We start from the raw sequence: 17,677 nt of genomic DNA, 5'->3' as shown, positions 1-17,677 counted from the left end.
ACCTGCAGTCGTTCGGGTGAACCTCAACGGATCCTGACCGAGGTGACCGTCCAGCCCGAGTGTCGTGCAGTCTTTCGATATTCGAGGCGGGCGGCTACCGCAAAGATGCGCGGTCCGCGAGCATAGGTGCCGAACACCTCCGCGGAGTGCTTTGCGCATCGACTCACATGTACCCGTCGGAGTGACGCGGCGCCGAGACTCCGGCCGGGTGGCGGCGAGTTCACAAGGGTCTTGAGGGATTCGACAACAGTGGGGGTGAACAGGGCGCCCAGCCTGGCGGGTGTTCGGCGCCTGTCGAGAATCTCCAGGATCAGTCGCAACGCGTGCTCTGCACCCCGCTGTGCGTCTTCGGAAGCCTGACGCTCGGCTGGGTTCACAACATTCGATCCAGTGGTGCTCGCGTGAGCGTGGTTTCCAAGACTTCGCTGAAAGGGGCGACATCGACGGTCCGACTGGCTGCCGGCGTGTACGTGTGCAAGATGGTGATCGAGACGATTCCTGGCGCTCGCGGCGGCACTTCCAGACGCAGTCGGAGGCTCGAAAGGGCGGGCGTGCGATAGAAATGTATGACGGTTCGACACGGGCGGGTTGTCCATTTTTCGCATCCCTTACGTCGCGGTGTATGCATCCTCTAGTGAGAGAGACGGAACCGGAGGCCGTACGGTTCCATCGTCGTCTTTCGTGCAGCAGGTAGAAATGGCTGTAGCGTTTTGCTTCATCCAAGTTCGATCGACAGGGTCGGTTCGAGCGTCGGGCAGAACTAGCCGGTACCGGCGAACGGAAACGGGGATCAGGATTCGCGATGGCGACAAGGCTGACTACGCAGGACGCGTCTTTCTACTTTCTCGAGGCCAGTAGCTCTCCCATGCATTTGGGATCGTTGGCGATTTTCCGCACACCGCGCAGCGGTTTCAGTCACAAAAGTTTGCTCGAGCTTGTCGAGGAGCGCCTGGTTCTCGTGCCCCGCTATCGGCAGAAAGTTCGCGAGGTCGCGTTCGGGCTGGCGCGCCCGGTATGGGTCGACGATCCGGAGTTCGACATCACTTACCACATTCGTCGGTCTGCGCTACCGAAACCGGGTTCCGATGATCAGCTCCACGATTTGATTGCCCGGCTCACTTCCCGACCCCTCGACCGAACGCGTCCACTGTGGGAGATGTATCTCGTGGAGGGGCTGTCCAAAAACAGGTTCGCCATCTTCACCAAATCGCATTCTGCGCTCGTGGATGGAGAGACGGCACTCGAGCTCGGTCAAGTCATCCTCGACGCGAGCAAAAGCCCCCCTGTCATGGCCGAGGAACTGTGGATGCCGGCGCGCGAGCCCAAGGACACAACGCTTGTCCTCGAAGCCATCACCGAGATGATCGTTCGCCCCAGTGAAGGCGTCGAAGCCGTCCGAGGGGCGTTCCGCGGCATCACCGACGTGGCGAGTGAGGCCGTCGTCGCGACGGGCAAAGTGTTTTCCGCCGTGCGCAAGGCGGCGCAGGTTGCGCCCTCCAGCCCGCTGAATACTCCGATATCTCGGAATCGTCGGTTCGCGGTGGCGAAGACAGAACTGTCCGAATACCGAAAGATCCACACCCGATTCGGTTGTTCGATCAACGATGTCGTGCTCGCCGTGGTGACGGGTGCCCTGCGCAACTGGCTTCTCTCGCGCGGCGAACCGGTGACCGAGTCGTCGACGGTTCGGGCACTGGTGCCGATGTCGGTGTACGTCGCCATCGAAGCGGCAGGACACCTCGAGCACGCCGCCAGGCTGACCGGTGAGCCCGAAGCCGAGGTGCAGCGCAGCGAAGTGTCGTCGTTTCTCGTAGACCTGCCCGTAGGTGAGCCCAACGCGGTCGTCCGGCTGTCGCATATTTCTCATGCGACCGAAGCTCATGCGCGACAGTCACCCGGAGTGACGGCTCAAACTCTGATGCGAATTTCGGGATTCGCTCCCGCCAGCTTGCATGCGATGGGCGTGCGAGCAGGTAGTCGGCTATCGAAGCGACTGTTCAACCTGATCATCACCAACGCGCCGGGGCCGCAGTTTCCACTGTATGTGGGTGGGGCGCGCATGCTGGAGATGTATCCGGTGCCGCCGCTCTTCGAGAATCAGGCCCTCAGCATCGGTCTTACGTCGTACGACGGCTCCGTGTACTTCGGGCTGAACGCCGACCGAGGTGCGATGCCCGACGTCGACGTAGTGACAGCACTGCTACTCGAGTCTCTGGAAGAGCTGATCGATGCCAGCAACGAGTCGAGAGTGTAAGGGGTTCAACTGTGAGGGTGTACATACCGGCGACGGTCGCGATGCTGAGAACGCTGGTGGAAGAAGGTGAATTCCATCCGGTGAGCAGGACCGCGTTCGCGGTGACGCCGTCTCTACGAGAGGCGTACTCCTCGGGTGACGACGAGGAGTTGGCCGAGGTCGCCATGAACGAGGCCGCCAGGGCGTCGTTGCGGCTCATCGCTGCAGGCATCGAAGACGAGACGGATGCGGGGGTAGTGGACGGGGGAGTGGTGCATCGACGTGCGGTCATTGCCGCGGACGTCAAGGATCCGACCCTTCGTCCCGATCTCGACGACGCGGTCGTTCGGTTGAAGAACCCGTTGCGCATGGACGAGGTGGCCTCGGTTCACCTCGATTTGGAGGGCGCGGAGGATGCAGTAGGAAAAGCTGTTGCAGTAGTCGACGCGGCCGACGTCGGTGATCCCGACGCAGAGTTCGTCCTCGGCGATGCCGAGGACCACATTTTGGCGTGGTACGCCACGCAGGAGTTGCCGTTCTTGCTCGCGTTGCTGTGACGGCGGTGTAACCCACATCGCTTTTGCGTATCGTCAACCTACGGTAGCGTAACTTACAGCAACGTATCGTTGCCTAGAGCGAGGGGATGACCAACCGGATGGACCTCAAGAAGTGGCTGGAAGCACCTGCTGCGGACGTATCTGCGCCCAAGCGGCCCAAGCTGAACATGCTGCGCGGAGCGTTCACCAGGATTACGACCCCTCTACTTCCCGACGACTACCTGCACCTCGCCAATCCGTTGTGGTCGGCGAGGGAGCTGCGCGGACGCGTCGTCGAGGTGAAGCAGGAAACTGCAACCGCGGTGACGCTGGTCATTCAACCGGGGTGGGGTTTCAATTTCGATTACAAGCCCGGCCAGTACATCGGCATCGGTCTTCACCTCGGAGGAAGGTGGCATTGGCGGTCGTATTCGCTGACGTCACCGCCGAACTGGGACGAAAAGCGTATTTCGATCACTGTGAAGGCGATGCCCGAGGGTTTCCTCTCGAGCCACCTGGTCGGTGGAGTCCCGCAGGGGACGATTGTGCGACTGGCTGCACCGAAAGGGAATTTCGCGCTTCCGACGCCGCCTCCGGAGAAGATCCTGTTCATCACCGCCGGTAGTGGCATAACGCCGGTGATCTCGATGCTGCGAGCGCTCGACCGTCATGGAGAATTGTCGGACACCGTGCACATTCACTCGGCACCCACCGAGGACGAAGTCATGTTTGCAGACGAACTCTCTGCACTCGCCGAGGCGCATCCGCAATTTCATTCGCATATTCAGCTGACACGGTCCGATGGCAAGTTCGCGCTGGCCTCGCTCGACGAGCTGTACCCGGACTGGCGTACCCGTGAGACATGGGCGTGTGGTCCCGCTTCGCTCCTCGAAGAGATCGAGCGCGTGTGGAAACACGAGGGGTTGGAAGGCAAGCTTCACCTCGAGAGATTCGAGATTTCACGCGCTGATACTTCCGGTAAGGGCGGCACGGTGACGTTCGGCAAGTCGGACCGTTCCACCGAGGTCGATGGCGCGACGAGTCTGCTCGAGGCAGGCGAAAATGTCGGTGTCCAGATGCCTTTCGGATGCCGGATGGGGATTTGTCAGACCTGCGTGGTTCCGTTGACTGCAGGCCATGTCATCGATCTCCGCTCAGGCAAACAGCACGGTGAAGGTGATCGAATTCAGACGTGCATCTCGGCCGCGGCCGGCGACTGCACTCTCGACCTGTAAACACCTGTGCGCTGCGGGGGAGCATATCTACCTCTCAGTATCTTCGGTTATTATTTGGCTAGGCGCGCTGACGCCTAACAGACATTCGGGCTAAGCCATCAGTGCTAGGCCCAGGACCACTGGAGGACCACGATGGCCATTTCGGACATCAAGGAGTTTGCTCACCTGACCGAAGCCGATATGGAAGCCTTCGGACGCGAACTCGACGCGGTACGACGTGATATCGAGGACAGTAGGGGTGCCAAGGATGCCGCCTATATCCGGCGGACCATCCGGGTCCAACGCAGTTTGGAGCTCGGGGCTCGAATTGTGCTGTTGGGCAGCAAGTATCGACCCGCGTGGTTGGCCGGAACAGCGATGCTCACTGTTGCAAAGATCATCGAGAACATGGAGCTCGGGCACAATGTGATGCACGGGCAATGGGATTGGATGAACGATCCGGAGATTCATTCCGTCTCGTGGGAGTGGGATCAGACGGGGCCGTCGGAGCAGTGGAAGCGAGCGCACAACTACTCGCATCACACGTACACGAACATCGTCGGAATGGACGACGACATCGGTTTCGGCATTCTCCGTATGACTCGCGACGAGCCATGGAAGCCGATCAACCTGATCCAGCCCTTGGCCAATGTGCTCCTCGCCATGACCTTCGAGTGGGGCATCGCCCTGCATGACCTGGATGCGAAGAAGGACCTCGACGGCGAGACCCATCAGCGCTTCTGGCAGTCTGCGTCCAATCGGCAGTTCGGTCGCAAGATCGCGCGTCAGGTAGGCAAGGATTTCGTTCTCTTTCCCGCGTTGACCGGACCCGCGTGGAAGTCGACTTTGACGGCCAATGCGACGGCGAATCTCGTGCGCAACCTGTGGACGTACGTAGTGATCTTTTGCGGACATTTCCCCGATGGTGCAGAGAAGTTCACCATCGGTCAGTTCGAGAACGAGACTCGCGCCGAGTGGTACATGCGTCAAATGCTGGGAAGTGCGAACTTCGAGGCGGGCAAGGTCATGGCATTCATGTCGGGCAACCTGTGCTACCAGATCGAGCATCACATGTTCCCTGATCTTCCGAGCAACCGGTACGCGGAGATCTCCGAACGCGTCCATGCGCTCTGTGAGAAGTACGACCTGCCGTACACCACGGGCTCGCTGGGTAAGCAATACCTGTTGGCGCTTCGTACTATTCACAAGCTTTCACTTCCGGACTCCTGGTTGCGGGCTACCTCCGACAATGCGCCTGAAACGAGCTCTGAGCGACGTTTCCGCACGGGCGAGGTTCCTGCCGTTCACGCGCTCCGGATCGATCCGATGACCGGTGAGCGGCGTGGACTTCGTTCGGCTATCGCCGAAGCACGGGTCTCCCTTCGAAACGCCAAAAAGGAAGCCAAGCGGCAGGCGAAGGCGATGCGCCGAGCGTAGAGGGGTGAGTTCACTCACACCTACGCGCGCGTAACCTACGCAACCGTAAGTTGCGGTACGGTCGCTTCAAGAACGTGTACGAAGTACACCTCGACGACTGCCAGGAGGGCCGTATCCTATGGCGATTTCGGAAATCAAAGAATACGCACATCTGACCGACGCCGACGTGGAAGCGCTCGGAATCGAACTCGACGCGATTCGTCGGGACATCGAGTCTTCGCGGGGCGAGCGTGATGCGAAATATATTCGCAATACGATTCGCTTCCAGCGCGCACTCGAGATCAGTGGCCGCGCAACACTTTTCTCGAGCCGACGACGCCCCGCATGGCTGCTTGGTGTGGGCTTGCTCAGCGCTGCCAAGATCATCGAGAACATGGAACTCGGTCACAATGTGATGCACGGGCAGTGGGACTGGATGAACGATCCGGAGATCCACTCCACGTCGTGGGAGTGGGACATTGTCGGACCCTCCGAGCACTGGAAGCAGACCCACAACTACATCCATCACAAGTACACCAACATCGTCGGAATGGACGACGACGTGGGCTATGGCCTGCTTCGCGTGACCCGTGATCAGCGCTGGAAGCCGTTCAACCTCGCCAACCCGATCTTCAATCTGCTGCTGCAACTGTTCTTCGAATACGGCGTCGCAGCACAACACCTCGAACTCGGCAAGGTCGCCAAGGGACGCATCGATCGCGAGGAGTTCGTGCAGAAGCGTCGTGAGGTGCTCGAAAAGGTCGGCAAACAAATTGCCAAGGACTACGTAGTTTTCCCGGCGTTGACCGGTCCTGCGTGGAAGTCCACGATGTCGGCAAATTTTGTTGCCAACATGATCCGCAACGTGTGGACGAATACCGTCATTTTCTGCGGTCACTTCCCGGACGGTGCAGAGAAGTTCACCAAATCCGACATGGAGGGCGAGACGCAGGGTCAGTGGTACTTGCGCCAGATGCTCGGCAGTGCAAATTTCGATGCCGGTCCCGTCATGGAGTTCATGAGCGGCAACCTTTGCTACCAGATCGAACACCACCTTTTCCCGGATCTGCCCAGCAACCGCTTACGTGAGATCAAGTCTCGGGTGGTGCCGTTGGCTGAAAAGTACGATTTGCCGTACACCACCGGCTCGATCGCGAAGCAATACTTGCTGTCGTGGCGAACCATCGCCAAACTCTCGCTCCCGAACAAGTACCTGCGCGCAACGTCGGACGACGCCCCGGAGACGGCCTCGGAGCACAAGTTCGACGGCGAGCCCAAGGGACTGATGACCATCGATCCCGAGACCGGGAAGCGTCGTGGCCTTGCAACGGCGATTCGTGAAGCCAGGAAGTCCCGCGGACTGTTCGGGCGAAAAGGTAAGTGAAGTAATACTTTCGGTTCGATACCACGAACGACGTCTGGTGATCTACTGCCAGGCGTCGTTCGTGCGTACGGCCTCGAGCAGCCCGCGAACGGCGCGAACGCGACGGGCCGCGTCACCGGTCAAGTCATCGAGCGCACATTCTGGATCGGCGGGCGGTCCGAGATGAGTGCACCCTCTTGAGCACTCCTCGATGGCGTCGGCCAGGTCGGAGAAGGCAGCCACGACGTCGTGCGGTGAGATGTGCGCGAGGCCGAAGGATCTGATTCCCGGGGTGTCGACGACCCATCCGCCGCTGGGCAAGGGCAAGGCAACCGACTGCGTCGACGTGTGACGTCCCTTGCCTACGCCCGATACGACGCCGACGGCGCGATGTGCGTCGGGAACGAGTCGATTGACGAGGGTGGACTTTCCGACTCCCGAGTGCCCGATCAGTGCGGTCAGTTTGCCCCGCAACGTTGCCGTCAGCTCGGTGAGGTCCTCGCTTTGGCCGGCGAGAACCACAGGTACGTCCAAATCGGCGAAAGACGCGGTGAAGTCGGTCGGATCCGCGAGATCGCTCTTGGTCAGGCACAGAATCGGTGACAGCCCGCCGACGTAGGCGGCAACCAGCGCGCGCTCGACGAAGCCGGTACGCGGTGGCGGATCGGCCAACGCAGCGACGATGAGTAGTTGCTCGGCGTTGGCGACGACGACGCGTTCGAATGGATCGGTGTCATCGGCTGTACGGCGCAGCACCGTGCGACGCTCGGCGACGCGGACGATACGAGCGAGGGTATCGACCTTGCCGGTCAGATCTCCGACGATGTCGACGTCGTCTCCGACGACGATCGGAGTTCGCCCCAGTTCACGTGCACGCATGGTGACGACGGGCCGGTTCGGGTCGCCTCCCAGAACGCATCCCCACCTGCCTCGATCGACCGCCACGACCATGGCCGATTCGGCATCGGCATGTTCGGGCCGGGTCTTGGTCCGAGGTCGTGAGCTTTTTCCCGGACGTATGCGTACGTCCGATTCGTCGTACCGGCGCGGCGTCAGGACATGGTCCCGTCGGTCTCGAGGCACGACTGTGAACCGGCGAGCATGTCGGACCACAGGGTCTCGAACCCGGGCAGCGTCTTCGCCGTGGTGCCGATGTCGTCTACCTGCACTCCGGGTACGCGGAGTCCGAGTATTGCGCCCGCCGTTGCCATTCGGTGATCGGCGTATGCCTGCCAGAGTCCGGCGGTGAGGGGAACCGGCGTGATCTCGAGACCGTCAGCGGTTTCGACGGCTCTTCCGCCGAGCCTGCCGATTTCCGTTGCGAGTGCTTTCAGCCGATCGGTTTCATGGCCGCGCAGATGGGCGATCCCGCGAAGCCATGACGGTCCATCGGCGAGCGCGGCCAGTGCTGCCACTGTGGGGGTGAGCTCGCCTACCTCGTGCAGGTCGATATCGATTCCGTGCAGCACCTCCGGTCCAGACACGACGAGGGTGCCGTCGGTGAGCTCGACCTCGGCGCCCATGGACCGAAGAATCTCACGGATCGCATCGCCCGGCTGCGTCGTTGCGGCCGGCCACTGGGGTACGCGTACTTCACCGCCGGTGACCGCGGCTGCGGCCAGAAACGGTGTGGCGTTGGACAGGTCCGGTTCGATGACCCAGTGCACCGGGGCGACCGGACCCGGGTGAACACGCCAGGTGTCGGCGTCGCCACTGTCGTGGGGGGTGTCCACTCGTACTCCGGCCTGCCTGAGCATGTGCACCGTCATCTCGATGTGTGGCATCGACGGCACCGGCTTGCCTACGTGATGAATGGTGATGCCGTCGTCGAATGCCGCGGCGGACAGCATGAGCCCGGACACGAACTGTGAGGATCCGGATGCGTCGATGTCGACGACGCCGCCACTCAGGCGCCCAGTGCCTGTCACGCTGAACGGGAGGGAGTTACCGTCTACTTGCGCGCCCACCGACCGTAAGGCTCCCAGAATGGTATCCAGAGGCCGCGAACGCGCTTGCTCGTCGCCGTCGAAGAAGACTGCACCGTAGGCGAGCGTGGCGAGCGGTGGAACGAACCGCATGACGGTTCCGGCGAGACCACACTCGATCGAACAACCGTGGAGTGGGCCGGGAATGATGTGTAGCTCGGTCGGATCGTCTTCATCGATGTCGATCCGAACTCCGAGGTCGCGCAGAGCGGCGATCATCAGATCGGTGTCTCGGCTCCGCAATGTTCCCGACACCGTGGACGGGCCTGTGGCAAGAGCGGAAATGATCAGTGCTCGGTTCGTCATGGACTTGGATCCGGGCAGGATCACCGTTGCATGTACGGGCTCTGTGGTCGACGGCGCTGTCCAGGTGCTCACGGCTTCATCTTTGCGCATCGACGTTCACTCCGTCGCGATGGGAGCCGTGACCGCCTTGCAGAGCCGAATCAGTTCGCGAGGATCGAGCTCGATTTCCAGTCCGCGCCTACCTCCACTGCACAGCACCCGGTCCCACGAGAGTGCCGAGTCGTCGACGATGGTGGCCAACGCCCGCCGTTGCCCCAACGGTGATATCCCACCGAGCACGTACCCGGTGGATCGCTCTGCCCGAGCCCGATCGGCCATGGTGACCTTACGAGTGCCGAGGGCAACTGCCGCACTCTCGAGGGACAGCGTCGTGGTGACGGGGAGTACTGCAATCGCGAGCGTGCGATCGGCGCGCTCGACCACGAGGGTCTTCAAAATCTGCCCAGGCGCCAAGCCGAGTCGCGCAGTCAGAATGTCTGCGGCTTCGGTTCCGTACGAGGAGGAGCTCGGGTCGTGCTCGTAATCGTGCAGTCGGTGATGCACCTTCGCCTCGGCCAGCAGGGTGACGGCAGGAGTGGGGGCGGCGCGCATGCGCGCAACCCTATCGACGTCGTCCTATCGGAACTGGGTTCGAGGGAACACGTGGCGTCCCGCCGGTGTTGAACACGCAAGAATCTCTAGCTGGGAAGGAAGGGATCTGCTGTGACGGTTTCGACAACAGAGCGCCCCTCGCGCATATCTGTCGGCAAGGAAGCGATCTACGTTTTGGGGCTGCCCTCGCCCGCGGTAACCTGGTCGAACATGGCTACCGAAGGGATCAGCGTGGAGGATGTCGAGCCTAAAGCTCAGGCGACAGCTGAATCGGCGACCGAGCTGACCGAGCGTTTCGAACGTGACGCGCTCCCGATGCTGGATCAGCTGTACGGTGCAGCACTGCGAATGACCCGCAATCCTGCCGATGCGGAAGATCTGGTTCAAGAAACGTATGTCAAGGCGTACACGGCGTTCAGGTCGTTCCGTGAGGGCACGAACCTCAAGGCGTGGCTGTATCGCATCCTGACCAATACCTACATCAACTCCTATCGCAAGAAGCAACGCCAGCCGGCTCAATACCCGACCGACGAGATCACGGATTGGCAGTTGGCCGCCACTGCTGAGCACTCGTCCATCGGTTTGCGTTCTGCCGAGGTGGAAGCACTGGACGCGCTTCCCGACGACGACATCAAGGCCGCGTTGCAGTCTCTGCCCGAGGACTTCCGAATGGCTGTGTATTACGCAGACGTGGAAGGTTTTCCCTACAAAGAGATCGCCGAGATCATGGGAACGCCGATCGGAACGGTGATGTCGCGTTTGCATCGTGGTCGTAAGCAACTGAGGGGCCTGCTCGCCGGTGTAGCCCGCGAGCGTGGATTCAACCGCAACGGCGCGGTCGATGCGTATGAGCAGGAGGTGTCGAAGTGACGTCCGAGGCAACTCCCGACGATGCGGGGAAAAGCGAGTTCGACAATCTCGACTGCTCGGCGGTGATCGCTGATGTATGGCTGATGCTCGACGACGAGTGCGACGACGCCAGTCGGCAGCGACTACAAAAGCACATAGACGAGTGCGGGTCGTGCTTCGCGGCCTACGGTATCGAAGAGAAGGTCAAGAACCTGATCAGCCGTAAGTGTGGGGGAGATCAAGCTCCGAGTGGTCTGCGCGAGCGCCTCAGCATCGAGATCCGGAGAACGGTCCTGATCCGCCAGGCCGAATCCGACTGAGGAATTCAGGACTACGTCGAGTCGATAGAAACGGAAAAAGGCCAGGAAGCGTTTCGAGCTTCCTGGCCTTTTCTCGGTTCTCGGCCCGAGCGTCAGCTGTTCGGACGCTTGCCGTGATTTGCCTTGTTGTTCTTGCGACTGCGCTTCTTACGCCCACGCTTACCCATGTGTAGCTCCTCTCGTATGTTCACTACAGTCTTTCACGTGTGATTGGCTGTCCTTCTACGGGTGCCCGATGAGTTGGCGGCGCTTGTGGTGTGGATCACCGAGCGAGAGGAAAATTCATGGCCGAAGACGTGCGGGCAGAGATGGTGTCGACTGTCTTCGAGATCGTTGTCGCAGAGGGGGACACGGTCGCTCACGGCGACACTCTCGTCGTTCTCGAATCGATGAAGATGGAGATTCCGGTGTTGGCCGAAATCGCGGGCACTGTAACCACAATCGACGTGAAAGTCGGTGATGTCATCAAACAAGGTGATCTCATCGCAGTGGTGTCCTGAGCCCGATCGCCGTACACCGTGTCGACTCTCAGTGACCTTCTTGCCGAGCACACCGATCTTCCCGGAGATGCCGTCGATCATTTGCAGCGAGTGGTCGGGGAATGGCAGCTTTTGGCCGACCTGTCCTTCGCCGATCTGTTGCTCTGGGTCGGCACCGGAAACGCGGCAGATCGCCCCGATGCCGAAGTCCTCTGCGTTGCCCAGTGCAGGCCGACGACGGCTTCTACGGCCTTCACCGAGGACATGGTGGGGTCGATAGTCTCGGAGTCGCAACACCCGACCGTGATCGACTCGTTGATCACTCGTGACATCGTCCGCGGCGGTGCTTCCGGCACCGAAAGCGTGCCGGTGAGGTGTGGTGATCACGTCATCGCCGTCCTCACTCGCGATATAAATCCCGCCCAGCAGCGGCCTCCCAGCGCACTGGAGAGCGCGTACCGAGACTGTGCCGATGACCTTTGCCGGATGATCAGTGAAGGAACGTTTCCGACGCCGGCCGAACGCACCGACGTGAACTCGTCCCCGCGTGCAGGCGACGGTTTCATTCGGCTCGACACCGATGGTCGGGTTGTCTATGCCAGCCCCAACGCGCTGTCGGCGTATCACCGGATGGGATTGGCGACCGAGCTTTCGAGCCGGGATCTTGCCTCGGTGACGCGGTCCTTGATCACCGACCCGTTCGACTCCCAGGAAGTTGCCGACCACATTGCAGCCTCCACTTCGGGAGATGCAGGTCATCGCATGGAAGTCGACGCGCGCGGCGCGACCGTACTGATTCGAACGCTTCCGCTCCGACCTCGCGGTGAATCTGTCGGTGCAATAGTGCTGGTCCGCGACGTCACCGAAGTCAAAAGACGCGATCGTGCTCTGCTGAGCAAAGATGCGACCATCCGCGAGATTCACCATCGGGTGAAGAACAACTTGCAAACCGTCGCTGCGCTGTTACGGCTGCAGTCGAGACGACTGGAGAACGAAGAGGCGCGCACTGCGCTGTCGGAATCGGTGCGCAGGGTGACCTCGATCGCACTTGTTCATGAAATGCTCTCTATGTCGGTGGACGAGGAAGTCGACCTCGACGAAATAGTCGACCGGTTGGTGCCCATCATGTTGGACATCGCGACAGTCAATCCGCGCGTTCACGTGGTGCGGGAGGGCGCGCTGGGGGTCTTTTCCGCCGAACGTGCAACGCCGCTGGTCATGGTGCTCGCAGAGTTGGTCCAGAACGCCATGGAACACGGTTTCGTGGCAAGCACCGATGGCGTGGTCCGCATCACGGCCGATCGGTCGGCACGGTGGCTCGACGTCGTTGTCCACGACGACGGTCCGGGCCTGCCTCCTGGCTTCGCCCTGGAGAAGTCCGAGGGACTCGGGCTGCAAATCGTACGGACGCTCGTCTCGGCAGAGCTGGGTGGATCGCTGGGGCTGCATCGCGCGACAGGCGGCGGAACCGACGCCTCGCTTCGCGTGCCATTGGGCAGACGCGGTCCGCGGATCTGATCCGAGCGTGTTCGCGCAGAAAAAAACTCGGTCCGATATGGACCGAGTTTTTGCCTGCTCTTGTTCCTGGGAACGTCAGACGGAGCTACGTGCTCGCGTGCGAGCATTACGACGCTTGAGTGCGCGACGCTCGTCTTCGCTCATACCGCCCCACACGCCCGCATCCTGGCCGGACTCGAGTGCCCATGAAAGGCAATCAGCCGTGACAGGGCATCGCGTGCAGACGACTTTGGCATCGGCGATTTGTGCGAGTGCCGGGCCACTGTTTCCCACGGGGAAAAATAGTTCCGGGTCTTCGTCGCGACAAATAGCGTTGTGGCGCCAGTCCATCCTCTGCTCCTTACCGGGCGCCGAAGCACCGTTTTCCGTTTCATTGATGTTCGCGAGTGCGTAACCAATGTTTCCGCTCTGTTGCTTGTGAATGCTTTCACGAACTCAGGGGAAGTCAATAGATTGCCGCGTGACCGTGGTCAAGCTCACTCTGTTAGGCTGCTTCAAGCCTGCTGTGCTCCTTTGTACCCCTTACAGCGAATTCTCGCTATCCTCCGTTGTCGCTGCCGTGGTAAACGCGGCTGAAAACAGGCTGGACGAGCCTGGCCGGACGACAGTCGAGCTGCCTGCTCCACCCCTCGGCTCCGGGGTCATCGGGGCGGCGGGGCTATGACTTCCAGCGCAGACGGAGTGGCGAAGACTTCGGCTTCGGTGCGCTCCCCGAGGTAGTCGCCGTCCATCTGCAGACCGATCGGTTCGGTCGAAGTGATCTTGATTCGAGGTACGTCGTCGATGCGAAAGAGCTTGCGAGACTTGGGTTCTGCGCCCGTGGACAAAAGTTGTCGCGATACCAGAAGGCTGGGTACCACCTTGGTCGTCCGCATGGCGAACAAGCCGAGTCCGGTATCGAAGGTCGTCCCGGGATTGGTGTGAACCGGCCTGGCATTGAGGTAGGTCCACGGACTCGAGTTGGAAACGAACGCGTAATGCACGCCGGTGATCGGGTCGCGGTCCGGCACCTCGACGGTCAACATCGGCTCGTGACGCTTGTGCCGAAAAAATTCGCGGACGGCCGACCGAACGTAGCGAGTGGCAGAAACGGGGCGTCCGTCCTTGCGGCTCGCGTCGATCGCGCGACATACGTCGGCATCGAGTCCGAGGCCGGCATTGAATGTGAACCACCGGTTGTCGCAGTGGGCGAGACCGATCGTCCGTCTCGACCGCGACGCAAGAAGCTCGATGAGCTGATTCGTGGCAGCCACCGGGTCGGATTCGATTCCCAGGGAGCGGGCGAAGACATTCGCACTGCCTCCAGGCACCACGGCCAAAGCCGGGATGGCCCCGATGGCTACTGATCGCATCGACGTCGGAAGTGGAACACCGAGAAGCCCATTGATGACCTCGTTCACCGTGCCGTCACCACCATGGACGATGACCAGGCCCATACCGTCCTCCCGAGCTTCGCGTGCCAGTTCGGCCGCGTGATCTCGGTGCGTGGTGTGGGCGACCGTGACGCGAACTCGGCTCGACAGCGCATGCGCCAACAGGTCACGGGCAGCAGGAGTGGTCGATGTCGCATTGGGGTTGACGATCAGAAGCGCGCGCACGGGGCATCAGCCTAGCGGTCCGACGGCGGTGTTCTAGGCTGGCCGGGTGTCAACGCCTTCGCAGCCCCTGGTGCCGCCTTCGACCTTCCGGTCCGCCGGGGTGCTCGTCGCCCTTCAAGGGCTCGTGGCGTTGGTCGTTGCCGTCGTTCTACTTGTCCGCGCTGTCGGCGGCGTCGAGAATTCCGCCGCGAACGGCTACGGAACGGCCGGATGGTTCGCAGTGGTCGGAGTGGCTGTAGGCGCTGCGGGTGCGGCACTGGTGGCGGGTAAGCGTTGGGCGCGGGCCATCGCACTTGTCGTGCAGTTCCTACTATTGCCTGTTGTCTGGTCACTGCTCACCGACTCACACCAGCCGCTGTACGGCGCGTTACTCGGTCTTGTCGTGGTAGCGATCTTGGTGCTGCTCTTCAGTCCACCGTCGTCGAGATGGATGGCCGCCGAGTACGGGGACGTCGACGAAGAAAGTTAGATAACGACGGCGACACGCAGATGGATGTTCGGTAGGCCGGACGACTACTCGGTGGAGTTGGACGTGTTCGCCAGGGCCGCCAGTGCATCACCGGTCATCCGGAACGTCGTCCACTCGTCCTGAGCGATTGCGCCGAGTGAGCGGTAGAAGCCGATCGACGGGGTGTTCCAATCGAGCACCCACCAGCTCAACCGGGTGTACTCCTTGTCGATGCACTCTGTAGCCAGTGCGGCGAGTAGAGCTCTGCCATGGCCCGCTCCGCGAAATTCCGGTTTGACGTAGAGGTCTTCGAGGTAGATGCCGTTGACGCCATCCCAGGTGGAGAAGTTCAAGAACCACAGAGCTACGCCCACGATCTCGCCGTCGTTCTCGGCGACGTGCGCGAAGACCGAAGGTGCAGGGCCGAACAGAGCGGCAGCGATCTGCTCGGGTTTCACACGGCATTGTTCGAGCAATTTCTCGTATTCGGCCAGTTCGTACACGAGCCCGGTGATGGCGTCGACATCGTCCTCTTTCGCCCGTCGGATCATGTTGCTCACTACCTCTTTCTCCCGGTTCGCACCGACGGATTGATGTTGTGGACGGCAAGCTGTCGGTACGAGTGATCGAAGCCCAGCACCGAGTATGCCGCAGGAGCCATCGCGAAGCGTTTCCCCTCGGTGACAGGCAGTTCCAACCATCGAGTGAGCAAAGCCCGCGAAAAATGGCCATGTCCGACGAGGACGACGTCGCGCTCGACCAAGACCGGCAGCACGACTGAGAGCACGAGGTCGGCACGGGAGCCGAAATCGTCGATCGACTCACCGTGCGGGCACGGGTGCGTCCACACGGTCCAGTGCGGCACGGTTGCGTGTATTTCGGGAGACGTCAGGCCCTCGTAGTCTCCGTAGTCGACTTCGGAGAGCGCGTCCCACTCGCGGTCGACCGTCAGGCCGGCGAGCTGTGCGGTCCGCTGAGCCCGCGCGCGTGGGCTCGACAGGACCAGCGGGTCGCGCAGCTCGAGTTCGATGATGAGTTCACCTGATGCAACGGCCTGCTGCTCGCCGACTGCTGTCAGTGGGACGTCCGTGGTTCCGGTGTGGCGGCCAGTGGTTGCCCATTCGGTTTCGCCGTGCCGAAGGAGCACGACACGGCCGGTGTCGCCGGAGTTGGAGATCGTCATACCCGCAATGATGCCGTGTCGGGTTTCACAGTCCATGCGGTGGAGCCGCCGAGAAAACCGATTGAGCACAGCGCTGCGACAGGGATTGCTGGTCAGGTGTTGTTCGTCGGCACGCGCTGCACTCTTCGACCGTGTCGGACGAATCTGCCAGAATTTCTCACCAAGATTCGACGATGCTTTCGCGTGACGCTGTGTGAATCGGCCCGGTGCGAGTACAACCCAGCGCTCGCCGCGGGGACACTTGCAGACCGGATAGGACCCGGGAAGGTCGTGCTCGTCGGAATTGGGTTCATCTCTGCAGCCATGGCAGTGTTCACCCAGGTCGGCCCGGACACCTCGTACGTCCTTCTGTTGGGCGCACTGTTCGTGATGGGCATGGGGCTCTGATCCACGATGATGCCCGATCCTGACTGCCGCGCTGCAGACGCTCACCCATCACGAGGTCGCGCGTGGATCGACATTGATGAACATCGTGCAGCAGACAGCGGGGTCCATCGGTACGGCCGTGATGTCCGTGGTGCTGACCAATCAGATCGAGAACGTTGCACAAGCCACGTCACCGGCGGATGCGCTCGACATCTCCGCGAGCGCCGTCGGTTACGACGTTCACGGTGGCGCTCATTCTCATCTTGCTGACCTTCGTACCAGCATACTTCCTTCCGCGCAGCAAGATAGAGGCGCGCGCGGTTGTGGATACCGAGACCCCTGAAATGCTGCACTGAGATCGTTTCGAGGACGGTTCATTCCCGCGATGTGGACGCATCCGATTCGGTTTCGACGCGCCCACATTCGCATTCGCCTGGCTCTGGCGTCTTTTGTGCGCAAGGATCGGAGATGTGACGACAGTACTGGCAGTGGCCAATCAGAAGGGTGGAGTCGCGAAAACGACGACGGTTGCGTCGCTGGCGGCCGCACTTCACGCGCTCGACCAGCGTGTTCTCGTGGTCGACCTCGATCCGCAGGGGTGCCTGACGTTTTCGTTGGGTCACAACCCTGACAAGCTCGATTCATCGGTGCACGAAGTCCTGACCGGCGACAAGAATGTCTCCGACGTGCTCATCGAAACGGACGAGGGCATCGTGCTGCTCCCCGCCACGATCGATCTCGCCGGTGCCGAAGCGTTGCTCCTCATGCGTCCCGGACGAGAATATGCCCTCAAGCGAGCGCTGGCGCCGGTGATCGACAATTTCGACGTCGTCATCATCGACTGCCCTCCGTCACTGGGAGTGTTGACCCTCAACGGCCTCACCGCTGCCCAATCGGTGCTCGTTCCATTGCAATGTGAAACTCTGGCGCATCGTGGTGTCGGACAGTTACTTCGGACCGTCTCGGAAATTCAACAGATCACCAATCCCGATCTGACTCTGCTCGGTGCACTGCCGACTCTGTTCGATGCGCGGACCACCCACAGCAGGGATGTACTAGGCGACGTATCCGATCGATACGATCTGCCGGTTCTGTCGCCACCGATCCCTCGAACTGTCCGCTTCGCGGAGGCGACGGCTTCGGGTTCGACAGTGCTTTCGGGCCGAAAAAATAAGGGCGCGCAGGCATATCGCGAACTCGCAGCGAATCTTCTGGCACATTGGCAGCACGGGACCGCATTAGCCACCTATTCTCCGAACACACCAGACTGAT

20 protein-coding genes and 1 pseudogene are annotated in these 17,677 nt (G+C 61.2%); 12 read left to right on the top strand and 9 right to left on the bottom strand.

Translation table 11 applies throughout. The features are described from left to right. Window positions 1–23: 23 nt before the first annotated feature. Complete coding sequence (locus QMK32_RS15370) at window positions 24–377, bottom strand: Rv3235 family protein (protein ID WP_283475923.1); 354 nt, start codon at window positions 375–377, stop codon at window positions 24–26. A 425-nt stretch (window positions 378–802) separates the two neighbouring features. Here QMK32_RS15370 and QMK32_RS15365 point away from each other — a divergent pair, with 425 nt between their 5' ends. The 5 genes from QMK32_RS15365 to QMK32_RS15345 all read left to right on the top strand — a co-directional run bounded on the left by QMK32_RS15365 (window position 803) and on the right by QMK32_RS15345 (window position 6,783). Continuing rightward, a complete protein-coding gene (locus tag QMK32_RS15365) occupies window positions 803–2,254 on the top strand; it encodes a WS/DGAT/MGAT family O-acyltransferase (protein WP_283475921.1) in 1,452 nt (483 codons plus the stop codon). Between the two features lie 11 nt (window positions 2,255–2,265). Beyond that, window positions 2,266–2,790 carry a DUF6912 family protein gene (locus QMK32_RS15360; RefSeq protein WP_283475918.1) on the top strand — a complete coding sequence of 175 codons (525 nt, stop codon included), beginning with the start codon at window positions 2,266–2,268 and terminating at the stop codon, window positions 2,788–2,790. 98 nt (window positions 2,791–2,888) lie between these two features. Continuing rightward, window positions 2,889–4,004 (top strand): ferredoxin reductase, encoded by a 1,116-nt coding sequence (locus QMK32_RS15355; RefSeq protein ID WP_283476133.1) that lies wholly within the window; start codon window positions 2,889–2,891, stop codon window positions 4,002–4,004. Between the two features lie 132 nt (window positions 4,005–4,136). Further along, a complete protein-coding gene (locus QMK32_RS15350) occupies window positions 4,137–5,420 on the top strand; it encodes a fatty acid desaturase family protein (RefSeq protein WP_283475916.1) in 1,284 nt (427 codons plus the stop codon). Between the two features lie 118 nt (window positions 5,421–5,538). Beyond that, window positions 5,539–6,783, top strand: a complete 1,245-nt coding sequence (locus tag QMK32_RS15345) for a fatty acid desaturase family protein (protein ID WP_283475915.1) — start codon at window positions 5,539–5,541, stop codon at window positions 6,781–6,783. A 42-nt stretch (window positions 6,784–6,825) separates the two neighbouring features. On the opposite strand, the gene rsgA is transcribed toward QMK32_RS15345, so the two are convergent. From rsgA to ybaK, 3 genes are read right to left on the bottom strand one after another with little or no spacing between them, the layout of a single operon-like run. Continuing rightward, window positions 6,826–7,845 (bottom strand): ribosome small subunit-dependent GTPase A, encoded by a 1,020-nt coding sequence (gene rsgA / locus QMK32_RS15340; RefSeq protein WP_283475914.1) that lies wholly within the window; start codon window positions 7,843–7,845, stop codon window positions 6,826–6,828. Continuing rightward, window positions 7,815–9,143, bottom strand: a complete 1,329-nt coding sequence (gene aroA / locus QMK32_RS15335; RefSeq protein ID WP_283475913.1) for a 3-phosphoshikimate 1-carboxyvinyltransferase — start codon at window positions 9,141–9,143, stop codon at window positions 7,815–7,817. The genes rsgA and aroA overlap by 31 nt, the downstream gene beginning before the upstream one ends. Window positions 9,144–9,149: 6 nt before the next feature. Beyond that, window positions 9,150–9,644: a Cys-tRNA(Pro) deacylase gene (gene ybaK / locus QMK32_RS15330; protein WP_283475912.1), complete on the bottom strand. Its 495-nt coding sequence runs from the start codon at window positions 9,642–9,644 to the stop codon at window positions 9,150–9,152. 210 nt (window positions 9,645–9,854) lie between these two features. On the opposite strand from ybaK, the gene QMK32_RS15325 reads away from it, so the two are divergent. Further along, window positions 9,855–10,514 (top strand): sigma-70 family RNA polymerase sigma factor, encoded by a 660-nt coding sequence (locus tag QMK32_RS15325; protein WP_269303724.1) that lies wholly within the window; start codon window positions 9,855–9,857, stop codon window positions 10,512–10,514. Continuing rightward, entirely contained in the window at window positions 10,511–10,813 is a 303-nt protein-coding gene (rsrA, locus tag QMK32_RS15320; protein WP_283475911.1) for a mycothiol system anti-sigma-R factor, read from the top strand. The genes QMK32_RS15325 and rsrA overlap by 4 nt, the downstream gene beginning before the upstream one ends. A gap of 92 nt (window positions 10,814–10,905) precedes the next feature. On the opposite strand, the gene QMK32_RS25385 is transcribed toward rsrA, so the two are convergent. Further along, complete coding sequence (locus tag QMK32_RS25385) at window positions 10,906–10,980, bottom strand: 50S ribosomal protein bL37 (protein ID WP_099052202.1); 75 nt, start codon at window positions 10,978–10,980, stop codon at window positions 10,906–10,908. A 117-nt stretch (window positions 10,981–11,097) separates the two neighbouring features. On the opposite strand from QMK32_RS25385, the gene QMK32_RS15315 reads away from it, so the two are divergent. Together QMK32_RS15315 and QMK32_RS15310 are read left to right on the top strand one after the other, a co-directional pair. Beyond that, window positions 11,098–11,313 (top strand): biotin/lipoyl-binding carrier protein, encoded by a 216-nt coding sequence (locus QMK32_RS15315; RefSeq protein ID WP_269303248.1) that lies wholly within the window; start codon window positions 11,098–11,100, stop codon window positions 11,311–11,313. A gap of 18 nt (window positions 11,314–11,331) precedes the next feature. Beyond that, window positions 11,332–12,810, top strand: coding sequence for a sensor histidine kinase (locus tag QMK32_RS15310; protein WP_283475910.1), 1,479 nt, complete (start codon window positions 11,332–11,334; stop codon window positions 12,808–12,810). 75 nt (window positions 12,811–12,885) lie between these two features. Here QMK32_RS15310 and QMK32_RS15305 read toward each other — a convergent pair whose 3' ends face one another. Together QMK32_RS15305 and QMK32_RS15300 are read right to left on the bottom strand one after the other, a co-directional pair. Continuing rightward, complete coding sequence (locus tag QMK32_RS15305; protein WP_136169420.1) at window positions 12,886–13,140, bottom strand: WhiB family transcriptional regulator; 255 nt, start codon at window positions 13,138–13,140, stop codon at window positions 12,886–12,888. 311 nt (window positions 13,141–13,451) lie between these two features. Further along, on the bottom strand, window positions 13,452–14,408 hold the full coding sequence (locus QMK32_RS15300; protein ID WP_283475908.1) for a diacylglycerol/lipid kinase family protein: 957 nt from the start codon (window positions 14,406–14,408) through the stop codon (window positions 13,452–13,454). A 46-nt stretch (window positions 14,409–14,454) separates the two neighbouring features. Between QMK32_RS15300 and QMK32_RS15295 the strand changes: the two genes are divergently transcribed. Then, on the top strand, window positions 14,455–14,877 hold the full coding sequence (locus QMK32_RS15295; RefSeq protein ID WP_269303254.1) for a hypothetical protein: 423 nt from the start codon (window positions 14,455–14,457) through the stop codon (window positions 14,875–14,877). Between the two features lie 44 nt (window positions 14,878–14,921). Here QMK32_RS15295 and QMK32_RS15290 read toward each other — a convergent pair whose 3' ends face one another. Together QMK32_RS15290 and QMK32_RS15285 are read right to left on the bottom strand one after the other, a co-directional pair. Then, entirely contained in the window at window positions 14,922–15,407 is a 486-nt protein-coding gene (locus tag QMK32_RS15290; RefSeq protein ID WP_283476131.1) for a GNAT family N-acetyltransferase, read from the bottom strand. Between the two features lie 8 nt (window positions 15,408–15,415). After that, the gene (locus tag QMK32_RS15285) at window positions 15,416–16,039 is read right to left on the bottom strand and encodes an acid phosphatase (protein ID WP_283475907.1); all 624 of its coding nucleotides are present in this window, start codon (window positions 16,037–16,039) and stop codon (window positions 15,416–15,418) included. Window positions 16,040–16,270: 231 nt separating this feature from the next. Between QMK32_RS15285 and QMK32_RS25270 the strand changes: the two are divergent. Together QMK32_RS25270 and QMK32_RS15270 are read left to right on the top strand one after the other, a co-directional pair. Then, a pseudogene (locus tag QMK32_RS25270) lies at window positions 16,271–16,761 on the top strand (MFS transporter); the annotation flags it as partial. Between the two features lie 114 nt (window positions 16,762–16,875). Continuing rightward, window positions 16,876–17,676, top strand: coding sequence for a ParA family protein (locus tag QMK32_RS15270; protein ID WP_269303260.1), 801 nt, complete (start codon window positions 16,876–16,878; stop codon window positions 17,674–17,676). Window position 17,677: the final 1 nt, after the last annotated feature.

This window comes from Rhodococcus sp. H29-C3, from assembly GCF_030063405.1.
In the GTDB taxonomy this organism is placed as follows: Bacteria; Actinomycetota; Actinomycetes; order Mycobacteriales; family Mycobacteriaceae; genus Rhodococcoides.
The sequence above is the reverse complement of the archived record's forward strand: the minus strand, read 5'-3'. Positions and strand labels throughout refer to the sequence as shown.